Here is a 19789-nt window from a genome sequence, read left to right as displayed (position 1 = left end):
CTATGTATTTCAGTCGAAAGATTGATGTGAATGGGAATTGTTTTTATTATATTATTTTACAAATACATGTGAAATAGGAGAATGTTGCATATGGAAATTAAATCCCTTACTTTACAAACTGATAATTTACAATCTATGAAAGAATTTTATATGAATAAATTAGGGTTTCATTTGATTGCTGAAAATAAAGATAGCTTTCAAATTCAAACAGGTACTAGTATTTTGGAGTTCACGAATAGTGATACAGTAAGCAAACCATTTTATCATTTTGCCTTCAATATTCCAGCAAACCAATTTGAAGAAGCAAAATTTTGGTTGAAGAATAAAGTCCAACTTTTAAAAGAGGATGGAGAAGATCAAGTAAAATTTTCACATTTACCAGCACACGCAATATATTTTGAGGATCCATCAGGAAATATTGTAGAATTTATAGCTCGTTATGGCATAAATGAAGAAAGCTCAAAGCAGTTTACTATTAATAGTATTTTACATATTAGTGAAATTGGTCTTATCGTTGATGATGTGTTAAAGGTAGGAAAAGAATTAAATAAAGCTCATATATTTGAAAGGGATAACAAACCATTAAATGAGAAATCTCTAAATTTTATGGGCGTAAGAGAGATAGGGATTTTTATTATCCTTGCTCGTCCCGGAAGAAGATGGATTTTTTCAGATAAAATTTCTACCATTTTTCCTCTCGAGATTTCAGTCCATAACGGAAGGAAATTAATTGTAAATCATGATGGTGAATTCATTATCGAATAATGATATCGTATGATCTTTTGAGGGATGAATTTTAAGTAAGGAAATATAAAAAGGGTCACCGGAGGATAGTGACCCTAAGTAGAGTAGAAGGGAAAGGATAAAGTTTATATTCTCTTATTAGTTATGAGCATTTGGAGCGGTATTTGGTTTTGGGATTAATAATAATTTGACATGAAACTTGCGCCGACGATAATTAGAAGAATAAATAGAACAACAATTAGCGCAAATGCTGAACCACTTCCGTAACCATTTCCATTACCACAATATTGAGACATAGTAATTTCCCTCCTTTCTATAATTTATAATATGTATAGTTTTCAATATGGATTGAGATATCTATCATAGAGTGCCACAAAAAAGATTTAAGAATATGTATGCACTATGAAGAACTTAATGTAATTGCTAAATAGAGTCATATCAAAATGGCGCCTAGTTACAATGTGGTCATCTAATTGTAAGCAATAAAGACATGCTAGGACATTTTGCTGTTTGGGTTCTAGTAAATTTATTAATGCCAAGTTAAGTAATAAATTAGTGATTTTATAAAGCACTCTTAAAAAAATATTTTATTTCGCATTGAGAGTTGAAAAATATTACCATATATTCTATTATCTTTATGAATGAAGAAAAAGGTAATTAACGGAATTAGGGGGATGAATTATGAGTCAAGTTTGTGTTATCAGCTTATATGTACCTAACATTGAAAAAGCAATTGATTTTTACACTACAGTTTTAGGTTTTAAGGTAAACAAACAATACGGACCTAAAATCGTAACACTTATTCACGGAGATTTACCATTAGTTTTAGAAGAGACAAAAAAATCCAAATCCATTCCAAAAGATACATTAGGTGTGGTTTTAGCTTTAAAAACAGAGGATATTCATCAAACTGTCAATAAGTTAAAAGAGCATAATGTTGAGTTCATTATTGATGAGCCGATGGATTGTCCTCCAGGAAAAGTTATTAGCTTCAGAGATCCTTTCGGGAATGTCTTAGAGTATTTACAATTTATTTAGATAATATAAAAATCATAATATTTCAGGATCCACATCTAACAAGGTGTGGTTTTTTAATTTTATTGAATAAAAATGACATTGTTAAATAAGTTAATCAACATTATAATAGTGTTAATTAAATCCAATTGTTAAATTTTTTTCATATCCTAGGATGTTTTTCAATAATTCATGTAATAAAGATTACACCAAAAAGATGACTTTATAGGTAAAAGGGAGAGTCAGCCATATGCAAAAAAACACAAACAAAAAGATTGAGCTTATTGATACTAAAATTATTTTAGAGAAATACAAAGAAAATATAGAATTAGTTCAAAAATCATTAAAACAACTAGAGCTGGAAATTAGTACATTGCAAAGTGAAGGTTTAGTTGAATTAGAAAAGTTGACTAACGACTTAAGTAAGTTGCAGAGACTTTCAACGAGTATAAATTTTAAAGCTAAAAGTCTCATCTGTAATAACAGTAAAACCATTGAGACATTAACGACTAAATAATATATATATCAAGTCATATCTAATTTGTATTGCAACCAAAAAGTAAATCTAATATTTGGGGGTGTAGTACAAACAAGGTATGGCCTTTTTATTTCTAGTTGTGACATTTGATTCTATATATTCTGTGGTTAGTGTGGAAGGTGGTGACAAAGATGAGAGAAAATTTAGAAGAGATTACAATCAGTTTTTGTGAACAAAAACTGATTGTAATTATGACGTATGACATCAACAACTCTCTATCAGCTTTGATTCCGAACGTTAGTGATGTAGTTAATATTGATGGTAATTACAGGGCTCTTAGAGTTCAAGAAGTATCGTAGTTACAATCTATTTAGAAGAATTATAATCAGGATTTCACAGTCACACTCATTATGAGTTGTGACTTTTTTTATGACATGAAATCCGATTAATATATCTAATGGACTTCATGAGTTGAATGATTAATCGTTGTGAAAGAGTCTTACATGCGCTAATATTTGCATACAGTGTTTGGAAGTGTATTTTCGAAAGGATGTGTGGGCAAATGAAAGTAACGGTTAAAGAATGGCGTGTAATGTCTGATCACAACAAACAATTACTTTTAAATGCGGTAGCAACTAAATAAAACATAGATGCAAGAGGAATGAGAACATGCAGCGACAAACAAAACAAGTATTAGAAAAAGCAGTGCTAAAAAGTAATAACAATGTTTATTGTTTTAAGGCGACATCTCATTTAATGGATAAAAATGGTGAGATATCACTCATAGAGGCTGGTTTGAAAGACGTGGAATTACTATGCAGCCACTTTAAAGTGAACTACTCGACACTTTGCAATGGTTGAAGTGGGAGCTTCTCGGTTCCACGACGAAAGCTTTCGTCTCCCTGAGCGTTACTAGAAATATGGTGAATCGACCTTCAGATAAAATACCTTAATAATTATTTACACTTGCTACGGCAGGTGTTTTTTGTAGAAGGGATAAATGAAAAGGACTTGGGTATTATTACAGAGCAAAATTAATAAAAAAATTTTTTCTCCCATCAACGCTATCTTAGATAAACCGTATTCAATCATTATCTGTTATAGCCATAAACCTTGATAAACCTTAGTATTACAGCACTACAAAAATGAGGAGCCAGACACTAAACAATGTCTGACTCCATGCGTGTATAACCTTTTAAATCATCAAAAAGCTCTAAAGTAAAAGAATTGGAATCTGCTTGAGGGCTAACACCCTTTTGAACAAATATTAAAAATTCATCTAATGCTTTTTTTGATCCTTCTACTTCAACCTCAATTTGATCTTGATTATTTAGTATACAGTATCCTTTTAATCCTAGCTCAATCGCTTTTTGTTTTATGAAAAAACGATAGCCAGTCCCGTAAACATCTCCGAAAAATTTAATTAGCGCTCGCTTGTTCAAGCTAACACCTCCTACTAGTGAAGAGGGGAGAGGCCCCCCTGTGCTTATTGCATAACACGTTCTTTTTCTAAATATGCAATTAAATTATTGATAAAATAGAGAACTTGCTTAGAAGCTTGATCTACTTCTTTTAAATGAGTTTCAGCCTGTTGAATATTCCCGACTTTATAAGCCTCAGCTGCTAACTTCGCCGATTCATGAACACGTAAATGATATGCGTCTAGTTCACTATACTCCTGCAAGTGTCCGAATCGTTCTACAGTGCGAGCAGATGTATACCACTTACCGAGACGACAATCTCTATGTGAAGAAACATCACTTGGCTCGACATTTTCAAGTCCAAGGAACATATTATAAATTCGCCATTTCCATAAAATATGATCGGCCTTTGATAATTGTAAAAGTGCTATAGATGATAGCTGAACATTATTATTAGAAATAATGTCATTGCGGAAACGATCAATTTCTTTCCCTAATGCGTGTATATCACTAGAGGTGTTATGGCTATATTCGCGAATATCATCTTGAAGACTAGAAATTTCAATCATTCTTCCTGATACTTCATCAATAGCAGCTGCCTGTTCTTGTGATATCGCAGCTGTATTTGTGACATCCACATTAATACCTTCAATGGCACTAACTATTGCATTTAATAATGGTAACGATTCTTTTGCTTCCACTGTTGCATCTTTAATAATTTCAGTCGTTTCTGTTATTGAGTTTGACACTTCATTTGAATAGCTTTTTAAATGATGCACATTTGTAGTTACTTCACTAAGAGCTGATACAGTTCCTTCGGCAAGCTTGCGAACTTCTTGTGCAACTACTGCAAAGCCTTTACCATGTTCACCTGCTCGTGCAGCCTCAATAGAAGCATTTAAAGCCAGTAAATTCGTTTGATCGGCAATTTGGTTTATTAACGTTACAACATTTTCAATATCCTTTACCCGCTTTTGTAATTCAGAAAAGGACTCAACGATTGATGTAAATGTCTCTTCTGTTTTAAAGATTTCTGTAAGGGCATGCTCTATTGCATTTTTTCCTTGAACGGCGTGATCAACAGATTCAGTTGTTTTTTCAGAAATACGGGAAGACATTCGAGCAACCTCGTTAATAGAAGCGGCAATTTCTTCAGTTGCCGCGGTAGAGGACTGGATTTCTTCGTTTTGTTTATCTAAGCTAAATACTAAATCTTTCATGTACATGATTTTTGCATTGACATCCATTAAAGAGGAAATTTCAGCGACTACATTTTCAATTGTACGTTCTGTTAATACTTCAATGAGTAATTCCTGGTCAACATTAACAGCTGATTGGAAAGATTTCATATATCCAAATGCTTTATTAGGTTTTAAACCAAAATTATGTAAAATGTATGTAGTAATATAAAATGCAAATTGATTGAAGACGACGATTAACTTACCCGGCTCATATTGATTCTTTCTGAATAAATTAAAAAATTTAACGGTTTCATCTACATATTCATCATCACGAGTAGCTAAGAAAAATTGAGTTAAGTATCGATTAATATTTTCTTCACTAATTGTTAGCTGAGAGGAGAGAGAGATTTCTTTTAAATAGTTATTAAAAATAGCATTCATTGAAGGTGTGATATCTTTTAATTTATTGTAGAGAGTTTTTAAATTTTCTTCATCTTGAGAATTGAAATGATTAAATGCTAGTGTTTTATTAAAACGACCTGTAGCATTTAAATTTGTACCACGCTTTAATAATTCCTCGATTTCGGCCTTAGGTCGAATACTTGAAAACATAAAAAAATACCTCCAAAAATATTGAATAATAAGATAATAATAGCATATTACAGAGTGTTTTAATAGACATTTCAAATGTGTTTGCTAAAATGGAAATATCTTATTACAGCAGGGAATGTGGCAAATATGTATACAATCATTTACATGAAAGCTGATTATGAGCCTTGGTGGAAGTTTGAAGGCTGGGAGGCTTTTATTCAAACAAATGAAACATTTGAAACGGAGGAGCAATTTGAGTCAGCATTACAAACGAAACTTCAGCACTTCCGATTAACATATGACAATGAGGAAACGAAAGAAGGGGGATTTTGGGCCTTCTGGTCAGAGGATGAAAGTGTTTTTTGTGAAGCCTGTGATGATGATGTACAAATATATCACGGTATTATCGCTTTAAAATCTGACAAATAGAAATAAAATTTAGAAATTAGAAAAAAAACATTTTTCTTTATTTGACAAAATTATGAATGGCAGTTATACTTAAGTTAACAATTTAATTGCTTCACCGGAAACATGAATTCACATATTACAAAAAGTGATCGCGTTAGTTCGGTACTCTTTGTAATATGTGAATTTTTTTCAATCGCTGAAGAAATTACATATTGTTCACTTTTATTTTTTGGAGGTTTTCTTAAATGAAACAAGGTACAGTAAAATGGTTTAACTCAGAAAAAGGTTTTGGATTCATCGAAGTTGAAGGTGAAAACGACGTATTCGTACACTTCTCAGCTATCCAAGGCGAAGGTTTCAAAACTCTTGACGAAGGTCAAAAAGTGGAATTCGAAGTTGTAGATGGCAACCGCGGACCACAAGCTGCTAACGTAACTAAACTTTAATTCTCAGTAATTAAAATTACTTTCGTTAAATTAAGACATCCTATTGATATAGGATGTCTTTTTTTGTATTCAAATAGATATAGGTGATTGGGAATAAAAAACGTGATGAACTAGTTTCGTGAATAAAGAATATTATAATTTTATTATGTAAACTTAACATCCTTATCTACATAATTTTGTTTTCGTATATATAAAATACTTTTACATGAGAATAGGGAAGGAGAAGAAATTCTTTCATATATTTATTTGATTTAAGGTATGGAATTATAATGGAAGCACGAGTATCAACAGTAAGCGTTAGCGAAACTGTGTTTTGTCGAAGTGTTAGTGAACACAATGGCAGGAGCACAGTGATGTAGCTCATGTCTAGCCCGCGGAAGTCGAAGCAGAATTTTAACATAAACAATTATGCTTGATTTCTACAACAGTACTTTTCAAGCCATTAATTTAATATGGAGAGGTATCAAAAAAAAATGACCTTCTCACAATGGAGGTTATTTTAATGTAAAGGCTGTTTTCGAAAGGATTGTTGTTATTCAACTAACGTGGCACTTTAGTTGAATAATCTTCGGCTCATACAGTTATAGCTGTAAATGAAGAATAATTAGTAGGGGATAAAGATGAAGGCTGTTTAATTTAAGTCGTTTAAAAAATGGAAATATCCGGAAAGGAAGGTTTAAATACAAAAGAGGCTTATTATGTTAATTAGCCTCTTTAAATAATGAATTTCTATCAAAGAAATCTATTGATTATTACTACTGTCTGTATGAACAATGATTTTCTGCTTCATTTTTTTCACTTCCGATTGACTATAAAAATAAAATAACAGCCAAACTAGTGTAAAAATTAATACATTAAATAGTAACAATAGAATCGTTAGTTTTATCGAAAATGTTGGAAGCCATTTTAAAGTAAAGGCGACAGTAATAAAGGCCCCTATAGCGATAAAAAAATGACAAGCACTTTGTTGTAAAAATGTTAAACGTTCTGTTCTATAGACGTATGAAGGTAGTATACAGGCAATGCCAACAGTAACTGATCCGAAAACTTGTTGTGGAAAATTAGATATTACAGCTTCTAAAAACAAATCCCCTTTCAACCAATATCCAATAAGATTTACAAAAACAAAAACTGTACAGCCCATACTTATTCCGAACCATAAATTCTTGAAAAAGTTCATGTACTTATACCCCCAAGCGCTCTTTAAATGATTTTTTATAATTGCGTGAAATGACTTCTTTTATTCCTAAAGTAAGCTCGATTTCCATTGTGCCATTAAAGGAAGCTTCAATATTTCTGATTTTTCTAGGATTAATGATGGCAGATTTAGAAATCCGAATAAATCCTTCCCCTAGTTGCTGCTCTAACTCGTACAAAGGTTTATTCATAAGTACACGATTACCATCGTCGCTATATAGTACTAAATCTTTGCCTTCCGTCCTAATAGCTATAACAGAATTAGGCTCGATAATATGTACTTTATTGTTAGCGGTCCCTGTTAAAATTTGTTGTTCTTCTTGTTGTAAGAGTGAGATTGCAGCCTGTATAGTTGGCGTTAATTTAGAAGCGCAGATTGTTATGTAGGGTTCATCAATTTGTGGATCAATTTTTATGTCTATCTTCAACTCCATCACCTCTCTATAAAAATATACCATAAATTACAAATCGAATAATGCAAGTTGTCATCAATAAAAAGCATTTCACCTTTCAATAAAGACATGTTACATGTAACGTATTGTTGCTAAACTTTGATGTCGTTATATTAGGCCTTAGAAACATTAATTTAATATAAGGGGGCAGTTAATATGAACGAGATCACAACGCTAAAAGAGCGAAGAAAGGCAGGATGGATATTAGCAAGCATATCAAGTATGCTTTCATTAAGTGTTATTTTTTGGTATGTAACTAATTCTAAAAAATTTATTGAGAATGGATTGGGCTATTCACCGGAAATATACCTGAACTTACCTATGTGGTTTTTTACTGCATTCATCGTAATCGGGTATATTTCCTATACAATGTTTGCAATACCTTTAGTAAAAAGCAATTTGTTCACATTTTCTTGGCTTAAATTGATTGGTATATGGGCTGCTATTGTAAGTGGAATAGTAGAAGAAGTTGTATTTAGACATTTGCTCATGGAGTATGTATTATCTATTGGATTTTCAAATCTTTTACAAGTAATAATCTCAGGAATTGCGTTTGGAATTGCTCATGGCGCATGGGTGTTATTGCGAGGAGAGATGGAAATTGCGCTTCCAGCAATTCTTTCAACGACAATCTTAGGTTGTCTACTTGCGATGCTCTATATTTATACCGGAAGGAGTACCTTTGCACCAATTGTAGCCCATATTCTAATCAATATGGTAATAGAGCCATGGTTGATGCTAGCTGCCATTTCAGGGAAATGGCAGCTAAATAAAAATTCATGGTAATAATTGAGAGGAATGTTGTGTAATTTCGCACCTCGATATTAAATAATTTTATGGGAAAAGGCTATTTAATTTACCACCGTTAGCAAATTTGATGTTTTTCAGGACCTATGCTAAACTCTTCAATTCCCATAAAAAACGTATTAATCTTTCATTTTCTGTGATGAAGCGTCGATTTTACCCGATGTGGATTGCTAACGGAGGGAATTAATTCAACCAGCTATAGGCTATTTTAGGAATAAGCCCATTTTTTAGTTATTCCATTAAAGGGCCCGATTGTGGAAGAAGCGTCGCTGTTCTTATTAAACTCCCATGAAAGAACTTATTCATCTTTCATTTTCTGTGGTGTAGCGCTGGTTTTTGCGCTACATGGATGGCTAACGGGGAGCTTTAGTTGAATAAGATAGACAATCCATAAGCAACAATCTTTGTAAAAGAACTGACGGCTTTACTTCTGAAGCATAAGAACATTGTAATTCCACTCAAGGGTTTTATTGTTAAACGTTCAAATGTAGTTAAATATCAAAAACTAAACTACGAAACTTTCAATCAATACTAAATTACATTGTTATACTTTTTAATGCCATAAAATATAACTAACTTATGCTAATTATACAGTTGAATATATCGCTGTATAAGAGCCTTAAGTATTATGGGCTTAATATACGCTGTAGAACTTCAACAGGAATAAACAAACCGACACGACCATAGGGATCTTTTTTCGCCGTTGCAAAAACGATCCCGATAACCTCACCAGCAGCATTTATGACAGGACTGCCACTATTTCCCCGATAAACAGGGGCTTTCAACATCATAACAGGCTCCTGCCAATCATCAAGGTAAGTTGACTCAAGTAAAGTTCCTTCATTTGCAATGCCCGTAAAGGCTAGTGGATTACCAATGAAATAGACATGTTCATTTTTGCTATAGCTAGGATTTTCAGCAAGTGAAAGGGAAGGTAACTCATCACCAGTTACTTGCAATAATGCTAAATCTACGTCTGGGAAACTTTGCAGTAACTTAGCACTCATTAAACCTTCCTCAGGGAAAATGACGGATACTGATTGAGCATCTTCTACAACGTGAGCATTGGTAACGATAAGTCCATCTGAAGAAATCGAAAAACCAGTGCCTTTACTAGAACCTGTAGAGATTTCTACAACAGCTTTTTTATAGGTTCTTATATCTTCTTGCGCTGATAGCCGAGCAGACACCTTTAAAAATTCAAGAGCTGGAATGGAGTAAATTTGAAAGATAAGTGCAAATGTATTCAAAAATAACACAAATGCCATACTCCAGACAATCCATTTGACAATTGGTTTTCGTTTTAAAGGATTTTTACCTTGCAGTTGTTCATCTTGTTCTTGTGCTAAAGCCTTTTGCTGTTCAGCGAGAACAAGTTCAATCAGCTCTTCTTCGGTTAATTCTTCATCCGTTGTTGATCTATGTATATCATTCATAAAGACCCTCCTTACCCAAAAATGAAAGCGACCAAGCAGGACACATGTGAACTATATTCAATTTTTTAGGGCCAAGATAATGACGAAAGATTCCTTATCAGGTGTCAGCATTGTGTCGCTGAAAGAAGTTAATGCCTCCGTATGCAATTATGCCAAGGCATAATTAATCCAATTGCCTTCATTATACGCGAAGCAAATAGGTTATACGAATGTTATGAAAACCAGTTTTCTAGAAAAGTAATCTCTTTGTTAGTAGCATTGACACTTACACGTAAGCCTATGGGCATGGCATGCAGGGGATGAGTGTGGCAGCAATCAACATCAGCGATGATAGGCATAGTACGTCCATCTAACTGCTCTAACAATACATCAAAAGGATTTCTTCCAGTTCCCAAATCATCATATTGTTCATGTTTACCTAAAATAATCGCTGAGGCTTTGTCGAAGATGCCGTGTAGTTTTAGCATGGCAAAGTTTTTCTCCACAACAGCAATAGTTTTAGATGTATCTTCAAGAAGTAATATATCTCCCTCATTAATGTGAGGGAAGTAAGGTGTTCCAATGAAGCCATACATTGTATTTATATTTCCACCTATTAAACGACCTTCAGCAATGCCAGGTTGAACAGTAATCCATGAATTGTGATGCTGAGTTTTTTCCGTCGTTTTTTCTAACCAGTTTAGTCGATCATCTGTCCAAATTGGTGGGATTGGCATGGTATAGGGAATCGATAATGAATGTAAAAACAAATCTTTAAAATATTGCTCAGTATAGTGGACAAAAGGTGGGAATTCACCAAATGTAGAAGCAACAGAAGGTCCATAAAAAACAGGAACACCAGTTTTTGCATACATTGCGAGTAGTATAGCGGTCACATCAGACAAACCTATAAGTATTTTGGGATTCTGCTTAAATGCTTCGTAGTCTAGATATGGCAGCATACTATTGGCGTTAGTACCACCCATAGTTGGTAAGATCATTTTGATGTGGGGATCACGAAGTAAGGCATTAAGCTCTTCAGCTCGTTCTTTCGGTGTGCCGGAGCGATAAAAATCTTCCTTTCCAGTTAAAGAGCCTTCTATTATTGTAAAGCCGAGTGCTTGCAGACGTTCCTTACCTCGTTCGTAGCGTGCTTTTGCAATAGTTGTAGCTGGTTTGGAGGGCGAATAAATGCCAATGGTATCGCCTTTTTTTAATGGGGAAAACATATAATACCTCTTTCTATTTAAATTATTTCAACGTTTGTCTAAACATCCGTATCTGTCGCCAAGCTTTCGAACAAAAGAAATCGCTCAAATAGTGAAACTCAATCTAATAACGCCTCGACATGATTTATCCTTGACCTATAGCCTTTGGACGCAATAAAGCCAAAGCATAATTGATTATAAGATAAAACTATTATACATGATTTTACAATTTAAAGATTCGTATACTTGTTTTGATGAAAGAGAAGTAAAAAGTAACGGAAATGAATAGTTATAACAGATTAGTTTATAATAATATTATGTAAACATGAGCTTGAAACTTGTAAGAGAGTTTAGAATTTAATAAGATAGAAATGAATTCACCGAAAATGGGGGGCTTTTTATGTATCGACAAGTAGATGACTTTTTAAATGAATGGTCAGCATCAGCACAAGGTACTATTCAAGTATTAAAGGCTTTAACAGATGACAAGCTTGAACAAAGTATCGTGGAAGGTCATAGCACACTAGGTTGGTTAGGTTGGCATTTAGTAGGTGCTGCTGGTTATTTCAGTTTTTTGGCAGGTTTAAAGGTGCCAATGACTCGACAAGAAGATCCAATTCCATCTACAGCTGTTGAAATCGTAGCTGCTTATGAAAATGTAGCAAATAGTGTGAAAGAGGAAGCGGCAAAGCTATCAAATGAAGACATGCTGGAGGAAGTAAAGGGCTTCACTGGACCAATAGCAAGAGGTGCATTATTACGTGTAATGGTCGATCATCAAACACACCACCGTGGACAAATGACGGTGCTCCTACGTCAAGCGGGCTTACCAGTACCAGGTGTATTGGGACCAACGAAGGAAATGCAAAAGTAAATGACAAAGGCAGATACTCAATGTATCTGTCTTTTTTCTATAATAAGGTTTTGTGAGAATGAAGAACAATTAAATATTACGAGAAAATAGGCAAATCTAATTTAAGGAAATGCCTATTTTGGTAGATTAGTTAACTTTTATAGGGTACTAAATTGATTTCTCCTTAGTTAACAAACCATCTAAAAATATTGCAATAAAGCCTTTGCTTTCTTGTAATAAATCAAAATCTTTTCCGAAGACTAACCAGTCATATAATGAACCTCGCATACAACGACTAATGTAAATAACAGTTTGTTGAACATTTACTTGTACAGATAATTCGCCATCATTAATAGCTTTTTGTATAAATGAATGCAGAATTTTATACAATTCGCGTTCAGAATTGGTAAAAAAATTCTCTTCGTTTTCAATTAAGCCACTCTTGTAAACAGAACGCATTAAATCCATTCCTAAATCATCTTTTAAATATTTCATTTGTGCATCAATTAATGAGATAACTCTTTCCTTAAAACTAAGATTTATGGGCAGTGTAGTTGTAAATTCCTCGTAAAAATGATCAATTTCTTTAAATTTTTCTAGGAAAATATCATACTTGGAAGAGAAATGACCATAAAAAGCACCTTTTGAGCTTTTGCTTTTTTGCACAATTTCATCAACCGTTACTTGATCAAAGCCTTTCGTTTCGAACAATTTAAGTGCTGTTAAATAGATATGTTTTTTCGTTTCTTGAGCCTGCTCTTTTCGTGTCTTTTTCATTCTCCGTATCACCTATTTCCCAAAAGATATTCTACTTAACTTTAGCATAATACTCGCTCATGTAATTAAGTTATTTTCTGAATTATTAGAAAAAATATTGACAAATAATTGTCTTGCCGATTAATATACAGACTATAGTCTATGAAACTAGAGGGGGGATATCATGGATTTAATAGGGAATAGAACGTTGCGTACTGTTATAAGGGAGAAAGTAGAGCAACAACCTGAAAAAAGTTTTATTCGATTTGAGGATAGTAATGGAAACTATTTCGAAAAAAACTATGGGGATTTTTATCAGGAGATTATGCGCTTTAGTAATGCACTTCTTAAGCTTGGCATCAAAAAAGGGGATCATGTTGTGTTACATTTACCAAACAATATGGAATTTTTCACAGCATGGTTTGCTTTAGCTGAAATTGGGGGCATTATGGTGCCAACTAACGTTTTATCACCAGCAGATGAAATGGAATATATTATTTCTCATGCTGAAGCTGTCCTCATTATTACTGAAGAGGATTATATCGAAAAGTTTGTCAGTATTAAATCTAAAACACCGACTTTACAAAATATTATTATTACGAGACAACAAAATAGCTCTGATGGTGTCTTATATTTCTCAGAGCTCATAAAAAATGAAAGCGATACTAATGTACATTTCCCAATAGTTTCATCAGAAGATATTGTGGCATTGCTTTATACTTCTGGCACAACATCAAAACCAAAAGGAGTTCAAGTGACACATGCCAATTATATTTACACTGGTGAGTTAATGGCTCGTTCAATAGCTTTAACACCTGAAGATCGAACATTTATTGTCTTACCGCTTTTCCATGGAAATGCGCAGTATTACTCAACGATGTCAGCCATCATGGTAGGGGCAAGTATTGCACTTACAGAGAAATTTAGTGCTTCACGTTATTTTAAACAAGCAAAGGCATTAGGCGGAACAGTTGGTTCTTTATTCGCCGCACCTATTCGAATGATATTAGCGAAAGATTATGAAAAAGAGGCCAAGGACAATCCTCTACGACTCATCCTTTTCGCACAGACAGTTGCAGAACACCAATTAGTACAGTTTGAGGAGCAATTTGATGTGAAGTTATTGCAACTGTACGGATTGACCGAAACAGTTGGGATTCCTTTGATAAACCCTCTATTTGGAATACGGAAAAATATGAGTATTGGTAGACCAAGCATTGGTTATGAGGTTCAGCTTGTAGATGAACATGGGAACCCCGTAAATCAAGGGGAAACTGGACAAATTGCCGTTAAAGGCATACCAGGGAGAACCATAATGAAAGGCTACTTTAAAAACGAGCAAGCGACAAATGACATTGTAATAGATAACTGGTTACTAACTGGGGATAACGCACGATTAGATAAAGATGGTTATTTTTATTTCGTTGATCGGATAAAGGACATGATTAAACGTTCAGGTGAAAATGTGGCAGCGAACGAAGTAGAGAGTGTATTAACAGAGCATCCATCAGTATTTGAAGCAGCAGTTATCGGAGTACCAGATGAAATGCGTGACGAAGCTATTAAAGCTTATGTCATATTGCAAACTGGCGCTACTATAAGTGAAGAGGCATTGATTGCGCATTGTCAGGAACGTCTCGCAAAATTTAAAGTACCAGATAGTATTGAATTTGTGGCCGATTTCCCTCGGACACCTGTTGGAAAAATTAAAAAGCATGTTTTACGTAACGCTATTTTAAATTAATGAGAATGAAAATAAAAAATTGAATGTAGAGGGAAGGGATTAGATGAAAAATGTGAAGATATTATTAGCAAGTTTAGCAGGTTCAATCATTGAATGGTACGACTTTTATTTGTATGGTACTGCAACGGGATTAGTTTTTACAACACTTTTTTTCCCTGCGACTAACCCAGCAATTTCGATTTTAATTGCATTTGCTACGTTTGGAGCTGGCTATGCAGCTCGTCCAATTGGAAGTTTGATTTTTGGACATATGGGGGATCGAATCGGAAGAAAGGCCTCGCTAATGCTTACTTTAATAGGAATGGGCGGTAGTTCTTTTTTGATAGGTTTATTACCTACCTATGCACAAGTAGGGTTACTCGCACCAACGCTTTTAGTAATATTACGTCTGATTCAAGGGATTGCACTTGGTGGTGAATGGGGAGGTGCCGTGTTATTAGCTACTGAATCGGCTACAAAAGGTGTGCGTGGATTTTTTGGTTCTATTCCACAGCTTGGTGTACCGATCGGCTTAGTTTTAGGTACATTTAGTTTTACACTTATTTCTTCATTAACGACTGAAGCACAATTTATGGCCTGGGGTTGGCGTTTACCATTTCTTTTTAGCGCAGTTTTAATAGTATTAGCTATTTGGATTCGAAGTGGGATTGAAGAAACACCTGAATTTAAGCGTAAAAAAGACAATGGTGAATTAGCGAAATTACCAATTGTTCAAGTCTTTAAATATAATAAGAAAGATATTTTCCGCATTATTGGATTAAAAATAGGGGATGGATTCTTTAATGTGTTTTTAATGTCGTTTATATTGGTGTATGCAACTACGTATATAGGCTATACAAGGGATACCGCGTTATTTGCTCTTACGTTAAGCTGTGCAACAATGATTGTCACAATTCCACTTGTTGGATATTTTTCAGATTTTATAGGTCGAAAGAAAATTTATATTGGTGGACTTATAACTATGTTAATGCTAGCGATTCCATACTTCGTAATGATTCCAATCAATTCAACCTATTTCTTTATGTTGCAAATCATTTTACTTGGTGTCGTATGGGCAGCCATTTTCGCTACTCAAGGTACGTTTTTCTCAGAATTATTTCCTGCGAATGTTCGCTACACAGGATTATCCTTTGGCTATCAAGTCGCTGCGGCAATTGTTGGTTTTGGACCAATGCTGTGGACATCTTTAGCAACAGAGTATGGGGCATCACCATATTTATTTGGTGGATTAATGATTGCGGGGCTATTGTTATCACTGCTACTTGCAGTATTTTCACCAGATACACGGGTGATCACTCAATATGAAGAAGCTGTCGAGAAAGTACAAGAAAATGAAAGCATGTCAGATGCTCAAGTGGAAGTAGCTATGACAACTTCGACAAAATAATAGTTCACGTGATGTTGTTTTATACAAAGAAAGATAGTGAAGTTTGCTATTCGTTAATATGAAAACAGGGTTCTCCTTTTTGAATAGGAGAACCCTGTTTTGTTCATTAGTTTAAGCCTTGGCTATCTTTCCACTCAAGGAATTCATCATAAGTTAATAGTTTATCTAAAATTGTGCCGTCTTCACGGATTTCGATGACACGGTTCGCAATTGTTTGGATGAACTGATGGTCATGAGATGTGAAGAGCATAGCACCTTTGAAGCGCATAAGTCCTTCATTTAATGCTTGAATAGATTCAAGGTCAAGGTGGTTCGTTGGTTCATCTAGTAAAATAACGTTTGCTGTTGCAAGCATCATTTTAGATAACATACAACGTACTTTTTCTCCTCCTGATAATACTGAAGGGGATTTTTTCACTTCTTCACCAGAGAATAGCATACGACCTAAGAAGCCGCGTAAGAAGCTTTCTGTTTCATCATCAGGAGAATATTGGCGTAACCATTCCACTAATGATTTCTCTGAACCTTCGAAGTATTTATCGTGATCATTTTCAAAGTAACTTTGAGAAGTTGTTACTCCCCATTTGAACGTACCAGCATCTGCTTTTCTTTCATCCATTAAGATATCAAGAAGAGCCGTTTTGGCCATTGGATTACCAAGTAAAATGATTTTATCCTCTTTGTTCATTGAAAAGCGGATATCTTTAAATAGAGTTTCGCCTTCATTGCTTGCTGTAAGACCTTCCACTGTTAAAACATCATTACCGATCTCACGGCCAGTTTGGAAGTTGATGAATGGATATTTTCGGCTAGAAGGTTTAATGTCGTCAAGCTCGATTTTATCCAACATTTTCTTACGAGAAGTCGCTTGGCTTGATTTCGAAGCGTTCGCAGAGAAACGAGCAACGAATGCTTGTAGCTCTTTAATTTTTTCTTCTTTCTTCTTGTTTTGGTCTGCCATCATTTTTTGTGCTAATTGGCTAGACTCATACCAGAAGTCATAGTTACCAACATATAATTGGATTTTAGAGAAGTCTAAATCCGCGATATGCGTACACACTTTATTTAAGAAGTGACGGTCATGGGATACGACAATAACTGTATTTTCAAAGTTAATTAAGAACTCTTCTAACCATTGGATAGCTTTTAAGTCAAGGTGGTTGGTAGGCTCATCTAGTAATAGAACGTCTGGTTTACCAAATAGAGCTTGTGCTAATAATACTTTGACTTTGTCAGAACCTTCAAGGTCAGCCATTAGCATATAGTGAAGCTCGTCGCCAATTCCTAACCCGTTTAATAATGTCGCTGCTTCTGAGTCAGCTTCCCAACCATTTAGGTCAGCGAATTCACCTTCTAATTCAGCAGCACGCATGCCATCCTCATCAGAAAAGTCTTCTTTTGCGTAGATAGCGTCTTTTTCAGATTTTACTTCCCAAAGACGTTTGTTCCCCATAACAACTGTATCTAATACATTGTATTCATCGTATTCAAAGTGGTTTTGTTTAAGGACTGATAAACGTTCGTCCTTACCCATTGATACGTGTCCTTCTTGCGCTTCAATTTCACCAGAAAGAATTTTTAAAAATGTTGATTTACCAGCACCATTTGCTCCGATTAAACCGTAGCAATTCCCCGGTGTGAATTTTATATTTACGTCTTCAAATAGTTTACGATCGCCATAGCGAAGACCTACATTACTTACTTGAATCATGCAAGTTCCTCCTTTTTTCACAATGGCATTAGTATATCATGAAATATGTACCATAGTCTATAAACATTATTAAATCAACGTTTGTGTTATTTTAATTATTGTATAGACCTGAGTTCCTTGTAGAAAATTTCTGAATAAAGATACAGATTCTGATTACAGTAATTTGGTTAGTCGTGTCTGCTCCAACGGCATTAGTCTAGTTTGCAACAGCTGAATGAAGTGGAATAGGTACAACCATTAGTACATTACTGAGCAAAATTTATTTCTATTCTTCAAGAGGTTTACAATCGTTTTGGTACTTTGGAGAGCTTTACTTTCTTATTTAAATAGAGTAGTTTGGGGTAAAATTGATGCGAATATTCTTATTTGTTTCAAGGTTACTTTTTATGTTTAGACAAAACCGTGGAATATGTGTTGTGAGATCTCGTTAGCTAAATAAGCTGTAGGAAGAGTTCTAGGAGGTAACAATAAGGGGTACTTTAAATAGTAGGGTGAAATGGCAAAACTTTATATAGAAAGGCGGGAATTCTGAAAAAATTTACGTTTATTTTAATAATCATCGTAATTATTTGTATTGTCTTTAGTAAAAAAATATTTTCAATTGATCACAGTGTTTCTAAATCTAATCTTTACATCAATGTGTTTGACCCTAAGAGTTTGAAGTTTAACTTCTATCAATTTGACCAGATTCAGAATAAAAGTAAATTATTATTAAGTAAGGAAACGGCAGATTATACTGCTTTCGCTTATTCTGAGCTTAATAAAAAATTGTACTTTGCTGATGGCATATCAGATCATACAATACAATTATTTGAAAATGACTTAATTACGAATCAGATGAAACAATTAACCACTGTATTCAATAACGTTGATTATATCCAAATAGACAAAGAGCAAAAAATTATTTTGATGAGAGTGCTATTAAGAGATGAATTTAGAAATTTTCATATAGCTACGTATAATCTTCAATCAAAGAAAATACAAATATGGGACGAAGAAAACAAAGATAGAAGTGTTTTAGATTTTAATTATAACCCGAATAATAATCAATTAATTGTAGTTACTTTCTCCGAGAAAGAAGATCAGAAGAAACTTACCGAGGCTAATAAAAATCAAATGAAATTACAACCGATCAAACACAGTTTGGATATTTATAATATTCAAGGTCAAAAAATAAAACATATAGCCGATGTTGAGAGATTTATAAGTGGCGTATCATTGGCACCAGATGCGAACTCTGTAATAATCAGCTATGATGAAGCTGTAGACAGCCCTATTTCGCATGTTGTAGAAATAGATTTCCAATCAAAAAAAGTAAAGCCTCTACTAGATAGTAGTGGTATTTACTCAAAAATTCGTTCTGTTAAATATGATGAAAATAAAAACGGATTTTATTTTTTATCTAGTATGATTGATGAAAATAAACGTTATAGTATTTTAGAAATACCTAAAGAGAGCGTACTCTCATACTATGACTTCAAGAAAAATAAGGTGAGAACGGTCTGGCGGGCTGAAAAAAATGTTATTGCTAATTATTCAGCGGAACATTTTTAATGCAGAATTAATTTTTCGGATAATTTCGAAAAGACTGTTGACGTAAAATGGCGGCTCGTGTAAAATATTTTGAAATTACAGATCAATTATGCCTCGGCATAATTGCGTCCGGAATCGGCTTTGTGCTTAGGCCTGCTGGATGCAGGTCAGTTAGCCGTTATCGCACGGATGCGATGATTTTAGGCTAACATCCTTTATTAACTCCTTCCCGATTTCCGTGACATCCGCCGGAGGCTTTAACTTATTCCAGCGGATGTTTGGACGCCCGCTGAAATAAGTTAAATTCAGTGAAAAAGAGAGTAGTTTATGGAGCTACTGGAAAGCGAATTAGGGATGGTGTGAGCCTAATGCAGAAGCCATAAATGAAACGCACTTTGGAGAAGGTTCTCGAATTAGTAGTAGAGAACATCGGGGAGTCACCT

At 34.3% G+C, this 19789-nt stretch carries 21 protein-coding genes and 1 other annotated feature (1 of these 22 running past the window's edge); of the genes, 12 read left to right on the top strand and 9 right to left on the bottom strand.

Features of this window, described 5'->3' with window-relative positions:
• Nucleotides 1-90: 90 nt before the first annotated feature.
• Nucleotides 91-765 carry a VOC family protein gene (locus tag JNUCC51_RS24625; RefSeq protein WP_337990218.1) on the top strand — a complete coding sequence of 225 codons (675 nt, stop codon included), beginning with the start codon at nt 91-93 and terminating at the stop codon, nt 763-765.
• A gap of 155 nt (nt 766-920) precedes the next feature.
• Here the strand turns inward: JNUCC51_RS24625 and JNUCC51_RS24620 are convergent, their stop codons facing one another.
• Entirely contained in the window at nt 921-1040 is a 120-nt protein-coding gene (locus JNUCC51_RS24620) for a YjcZ family sporulation protein (RefSeq protein ID WP_337990217.1), read from the bottom strand.
• Between the two features lie 385 nt (nt 1041-1425).
• Here JNUCC51_RS24620 and JNUCC51_RS24615 point away from each other — a divergent pair, with 385 nt between their 5' ends.
• The 4 genes from JNUCC51_RS24615 to JNUCC51_RS24600 all read left to right on the top strand — a co-directional run bounded on the left by JNUCC51_RS24615 (nt 1426) and on the right by JNUCC51_RS24600 (nt 3097).
• Complete coding sequence (locus tag JNUCC51_RS24615; protein ID WP_337990216.1) at nt 1426-1782, top strand: VOC family protein; 357 nt, start codon at nt 1426-1428, stop codon at nt 1780-1782.
• Nucleotides 1783-2008: 226 nt separating this feature from the next.
• Nucleotides 2009-2275, top strand: coding sequence for a hypothetical protein (locus JNUCC51_RS24610; RefSeq protein WP_337990215.1), 267 nt, complete (start codon nt 2009-2011; stop codon nt 2273-2275).
• Nucleotides 2276-2427: 152 nt separating this feature from the next.
• A complete protein-coding gene (locus JNUCC51_RS24605; protein ID WP_337990214.1) occupies nt 2428-2595 on the top strand; it encodes a hypothetical protein in 168 nt (55 codons plus the stop codon).
• 310 nt (nt 2596-2905) lie between these two features.
• The gene (locus JNUCC51_RS24600) at nt 2906-3097 is read left to right on the top strand and encodes a hypothetical protein (protein WP_337990213.1); all 192 of its coding nucleotides are present in this window, start codon (nt 2906-2908) and stop codon (nt 3095-3097) included.
• Between the two features lie 299 nt (nt 3098-3396).
• Here the strand turns inward: JNUCC51_RS24600 and JNUCC51_RS24595 are convergent, their stop codons facing one another.
• Nucleotides 3397-3678 carry an acylphosphatase gene (locus tag JNUCC51_RS24595; RefSeq protein ID WP_337990212.1) on the bottom strand — a complete coding sequence of 94 codons (282 nt, stop codon included), beginning with the start codon at nt 3676-3678 and terminating at the stop codon, nt 3397-3399.
• 44 nt (nt 3679-3722) lie between these two features.
• Entirely contained in the window at nt 3723-5450 is a 1728-nt protein-coding gene (locus JNUCC51_RS24590) for a globin-coupled sensor protein (RefSeq protein ID WP_337990211.1), read from the bottom strand.
• Nucleotides 5451-5576: 126 nt separating this feature from the next.
• Here JNUCC51_RS24590 and JNUCC51_RS24585 point away from each other — a divergent pair, with 126 nt between their 5' ends.
• Together JNUCC51_RS24585 and JNUCC51_RS24580 are read left to right on the top strand one after the other, a co-directional pair.
• Nucleotides 5577-5858 (top strand): DUF1033 family protein, encoded by a 282-nt coding sequence (locus tag JNUCC51_RS24585; protein ID WP_337990210.1) that lies wholly within the window; start codon nt 5577-5579, stop codon nt 5856-5858.
• Between the two features lie 224 nt (nt 5859-6082).
• On the top strand, nt 6083-6283 hold the full coding sequence (locus JNUCC51_RS24580) for a cold-shock protein (protein ID WP_004230088.1): 201 nt from the start codon (nt 6083-6085) through the stop codon (nt 6281-6283).
• Nucleotides 6284-7025: 742 nt separating this feature from the next.
• On the opposite strand, the gene JNUCC51_RS24575 is transcribed toward JNUCC51_RS24580, so the two are convergent.
• Together JNUCC51_RS24575 and JNUCC51_RS24570 are read right to left on the bottom strand one after the other, a co-directional pair.
• On the bottom strand, nt 7026-7463 hold the full coding sequence (locus JNUCC51_RS24575; RefSeq protein WP_337990209.1) for a DUF3021 domain-containing protein: 438 nt from the start codon (nt 7461-7463) through the stop codon (nt 7026-7028).
• A gap of 4 nt (nt 7464-7467) precedes the next feature.
• Nucleotides 7468-7914 carry a LytTR family DNA-binding domain-containing protein gene (locus tag JNUCC51_RS24570; protein WP_337990208.1) on the bottom strand — a complete coding sequence of 149 codons (447 nt, stop codon included), beginning with the start codon at nt 7912-7914 and terminating at the stop codon, nt 7468-7470.
• Nucleotides 7915-8088: 174 nt separating this feature from the next.
• On the opposite strand from JNUCC51_RS24570, the gene JNUCC51_RS24565 reads away from it, so the two are divergent.
• Nucleotides 8089-8718: a CPBP family intramembrane glutamic endopeptidase gene (locus JNUCC51_RS24565; protein WP_337990207.1), complete on the top strand. Its 630-nt coding sequence runs from the start codon at nt 8089-8091 to the stop codon at nt 8716-8718.
• 647 nt (nt 8719-9365) lie between these two features.
• On the opposite strand, the gene JNUCC51_RS24560 is transcribed toward JNUCC51_RS24565, so the two are convergent.
• Together JNUCC51_RS24560 and JNUCC51_RS24555 are read right to left on the bottom strand one after the other, a co-directional pair.
• Nucleotides 9366-10175 (bottom strand): S1C family serine protease, encoded by an 810-nt coding sequence (locus JNUCC51_RS24560; RefSeq protein ID WP_337990206.1) that lies wholly within the window; start codon nt 10173-10175, stop codon nt 9366-9368.
• Nucleotides 10176-10387: 212 nt separating this feature from the next.
• Nucleotides 10388-11383, bottom strand: a complete 996-nt coding sequence (locus JNUCC51_RS24555; RefSeq protein WP_337990205.1) for a S66 family peptidase — start codon at nt 11381-11383, stop codon at nt 10388-10390.
• A gap of 379 nt (nt 11384-11762) precedes the next feature.
• Here JNUCC51_RS24555 and JNUCC51_RS24550 point away from each other — a divergent pair, with 379 nt between their 5' ends.
• Nucleotides 11763-12236, top strand: a complete 474-nt coding sequence (locus tag JNUCC51_RS24550) for a DinB family protein (protein WP_337990204.1) — start codon at nt 11763-11765, stop codon at nt 12234-12236.
• Nucleotides 12237-12383: 147 nt separating this feature from the next.
• Here JNUCC51_RS24550 and JNUCC51_RS24545 read toward each other — a convergent pair whose 3' ends face one another.
• Nucleotides 12384-12992, bottom strand: a complete 609-nt coding sequence (locus JNUCC51_RS24545) for a TetR/AcrR family transcriptional regulator (protein ID WP_337990203.1) — start codon at nt 12990-12992, stop codon at nt 12384-12386.
• A 163-nt stretch (nt 12993-13155) separates the two neighbouring features.
• Here JNUCC51_RS24545 and JNUCC51_RS24540 point away from each other — a divergent pair, with 163 nt between their 5' ends.
• Nucleotides 13156-14715: an AMP-binding protein gene (locus JNUCC51_RS24540; RefSeq protein ID WP_337990202.1), complete on the top strand. Its 1560-nt coding sequence runs from the start codon at nt 13156-13158 to the stop codon at nt 14713-14715.
• 43 nt (nt 14716-14758) lie between these two features.
• Nucleotides 14759-16102: an MFS transporter gene (locus JNUCC51_RS24535; RefSeq protein WP_337990201.1), complete on the top strand. Its 1344-nt coding sequence runs from the start codon at nt 14759-14761 to the stop codon at nt 16100-16102.
• A 106-nt stretch (nt 16103-16208) separates the two neighbouring features.
• Here JNUCC51_RS24535 and JNUCC51_RS24530 read toward each other — a convergent pair whose 3' ends face one another.
• The gene (locus JNUCC51_RS24530) at nt 16209-17813 is read right to left on the bottom strand and encodes an ABC-F family ATP-binding cassette domain-containing protein (RefSeq protein ID WP_337990200.1); all 1605 of its coding nucleotides are present in this window, start codon (nt 17811-17813) and stop codon (nt 16209-16211) included.
• 657 nt (nt 17814-18470) lie between these two features.
• Here JNUCC51_RS24530 and JNUCC51_RS24525 point away from each other — a divergent pair.
• A complete protein-coding gene (locus tag JNUCC51_RS24525; protein ID WP_337990199.1) occupies nt 18471-19367 on the top strand; it encodes a hypothetical protein in 897 nt (298 codons plus the stop codon).
• 278 nt (nt 19368-19645) lie between these two features.
• Nucleotides 19646-19789 (top strand) — a binding site (T-box leader); it runs 77 nt beyond the window's last position.

This window comes from Lysinibacillus sp. JNUCC 51, assembly GCF_015999525.1.
Taxonomy (GTDB): domain Bacteria; phylum Bacillota; class Bacilli; order Bacillales_A; family Planococcaceae; genus Lysinibacillus; species Lysinibacillus xylanilyticus.
This window is presented reverse-complemented; position numbering and strand designations above follow the sequence as displayed.

Coding starts and splice junctions, on each gene's coding strand:
- JNUCC51_RS24625 (WP_337990218.1), top strand. CDS start 91: ATGGAAATTAAATCCCTTACTTTACAAACTGATAATTTACAATCTATG.
- JNUCC51_RS24620 (WP_337990217.1), bottom strand. CDS start 1,040: ATGTCTCAATATTGTGGTAATGGAAATGGTTACGGAAGTGGTTCAGCA.
- JNUCC51_RS24615 (WP_337990216.1), top strand. CDS start 1,426: ATGAGTCAAGTTTGTGTTATCAGCTTATATGTACCTAACATTGAAAAA.
- JNUCC51_RS24610 (WP_337990215.1), top strand. CDS start 2,009: ATGCAAAAAAACACAAACAAAAAGATTGAGCTTATTGATACTAAAATT.
- JNUCC51_RS24605 (WP_337990214.1), top strand. CDS start 2,428: ATGAGAGAAAATTTAGAAGAGATTACAATCAGTTTTTGTGAACAAAAA.
- JNUCC51_RS24600 (WP_337990213.1), top strand. CDS start 2,906: ATGCAGCGACAAACAAAACAAGTATTAGAAAAAGCAGTGCTAAAAAGT.
- JNUCC51_RS24590 (WP_337990211.1), bottom strand. CDS start 5,450: ATGTTTTCAAGTATTCGACCTAAGGCCGAAATCGAGGAATTATTAAAG.
- JNUCC51_RS24585 (WP_337990210.1), top strand. CDS start 5,577: ATGTATACAATCATTTACATGAAAGCTGATTATGAGCCTTGGTGGAAG.
- JNUCC51_RS24580 (WP_004230088.1), top strand. CDS start 6,083: ATGAAACAAGGTACAGTAAAATGGTTTAACTCAGAAAAAGGTTTTGGA.
- JNUCC51_RS24575 (WP_337990209.1), bottom strand. CDS start 7,463: ATGAACTTTTTCAAGAATTTATGGTTCGGAATAAGTATGGGCTGTACA.
- JNUCC51_RS24570 (WP_337990208.1), bottom strand. CDS start 7,914: ATGGAGTTGAAGATAGACATAAAAATTGATCCACAAATTGATGAACCC.
- JNUCC51_RS24565 (WP_337990207.1), top strand. CDS start 8,089: ATGAACGAGATCACAACGCTAAAAGAGCGAAGAAAGGCAGGATGGATA.
- JNUCC51_RS24560 (WP_337990206.1), bottom strand. CDS start 10,175: ATGAATGATATACATAGATCAACAACGGATGAAGAATTAACCGAAGAA.
- JNUCC51_RS24555 (WP_337990205.1), bottom strand. CDS start 11,383: ATGTTTTCCCCATTAAAAAAAGGCGATACCATTGGCATTTATTCGCCC.
- JNUCC51_RS24550 (WP_337990204.1), top strand. CDS start 11,763: ATGTATCGACAAGTAGATGACTTTTTAAATGAATGGTCAGCATCAGCA.
- JNUCC51_RS24545 (WP_337990203.1), bottom strand. CDS start 12,992: ATGAAAAAGACACGAAAAGAGCAGGCTCAAGAAACGAAAAAACATATC.
- JNUCC51_RS24540 (WP_337990202.1), top strand. CDS start 13,156: ATGGATTTAATAGGGAATAGAACGTTGCGTACTGTTATAAGGGAGAAA.
- JNUCC51_RS24535 (WP_337990201.1), top strand. CDS start 14,759: ATGAAAAATGTGAAGATATTATTAGCAAGTTTAGCAGGTTCAATCATT.
- JNUCC51_RS24530 (WP_337990200.1), bottom strand. CDS start 17,813: ATGATTCAAGTAAGTAATGTAGGTCTTCGCTATGGCGATCGTAAACTA.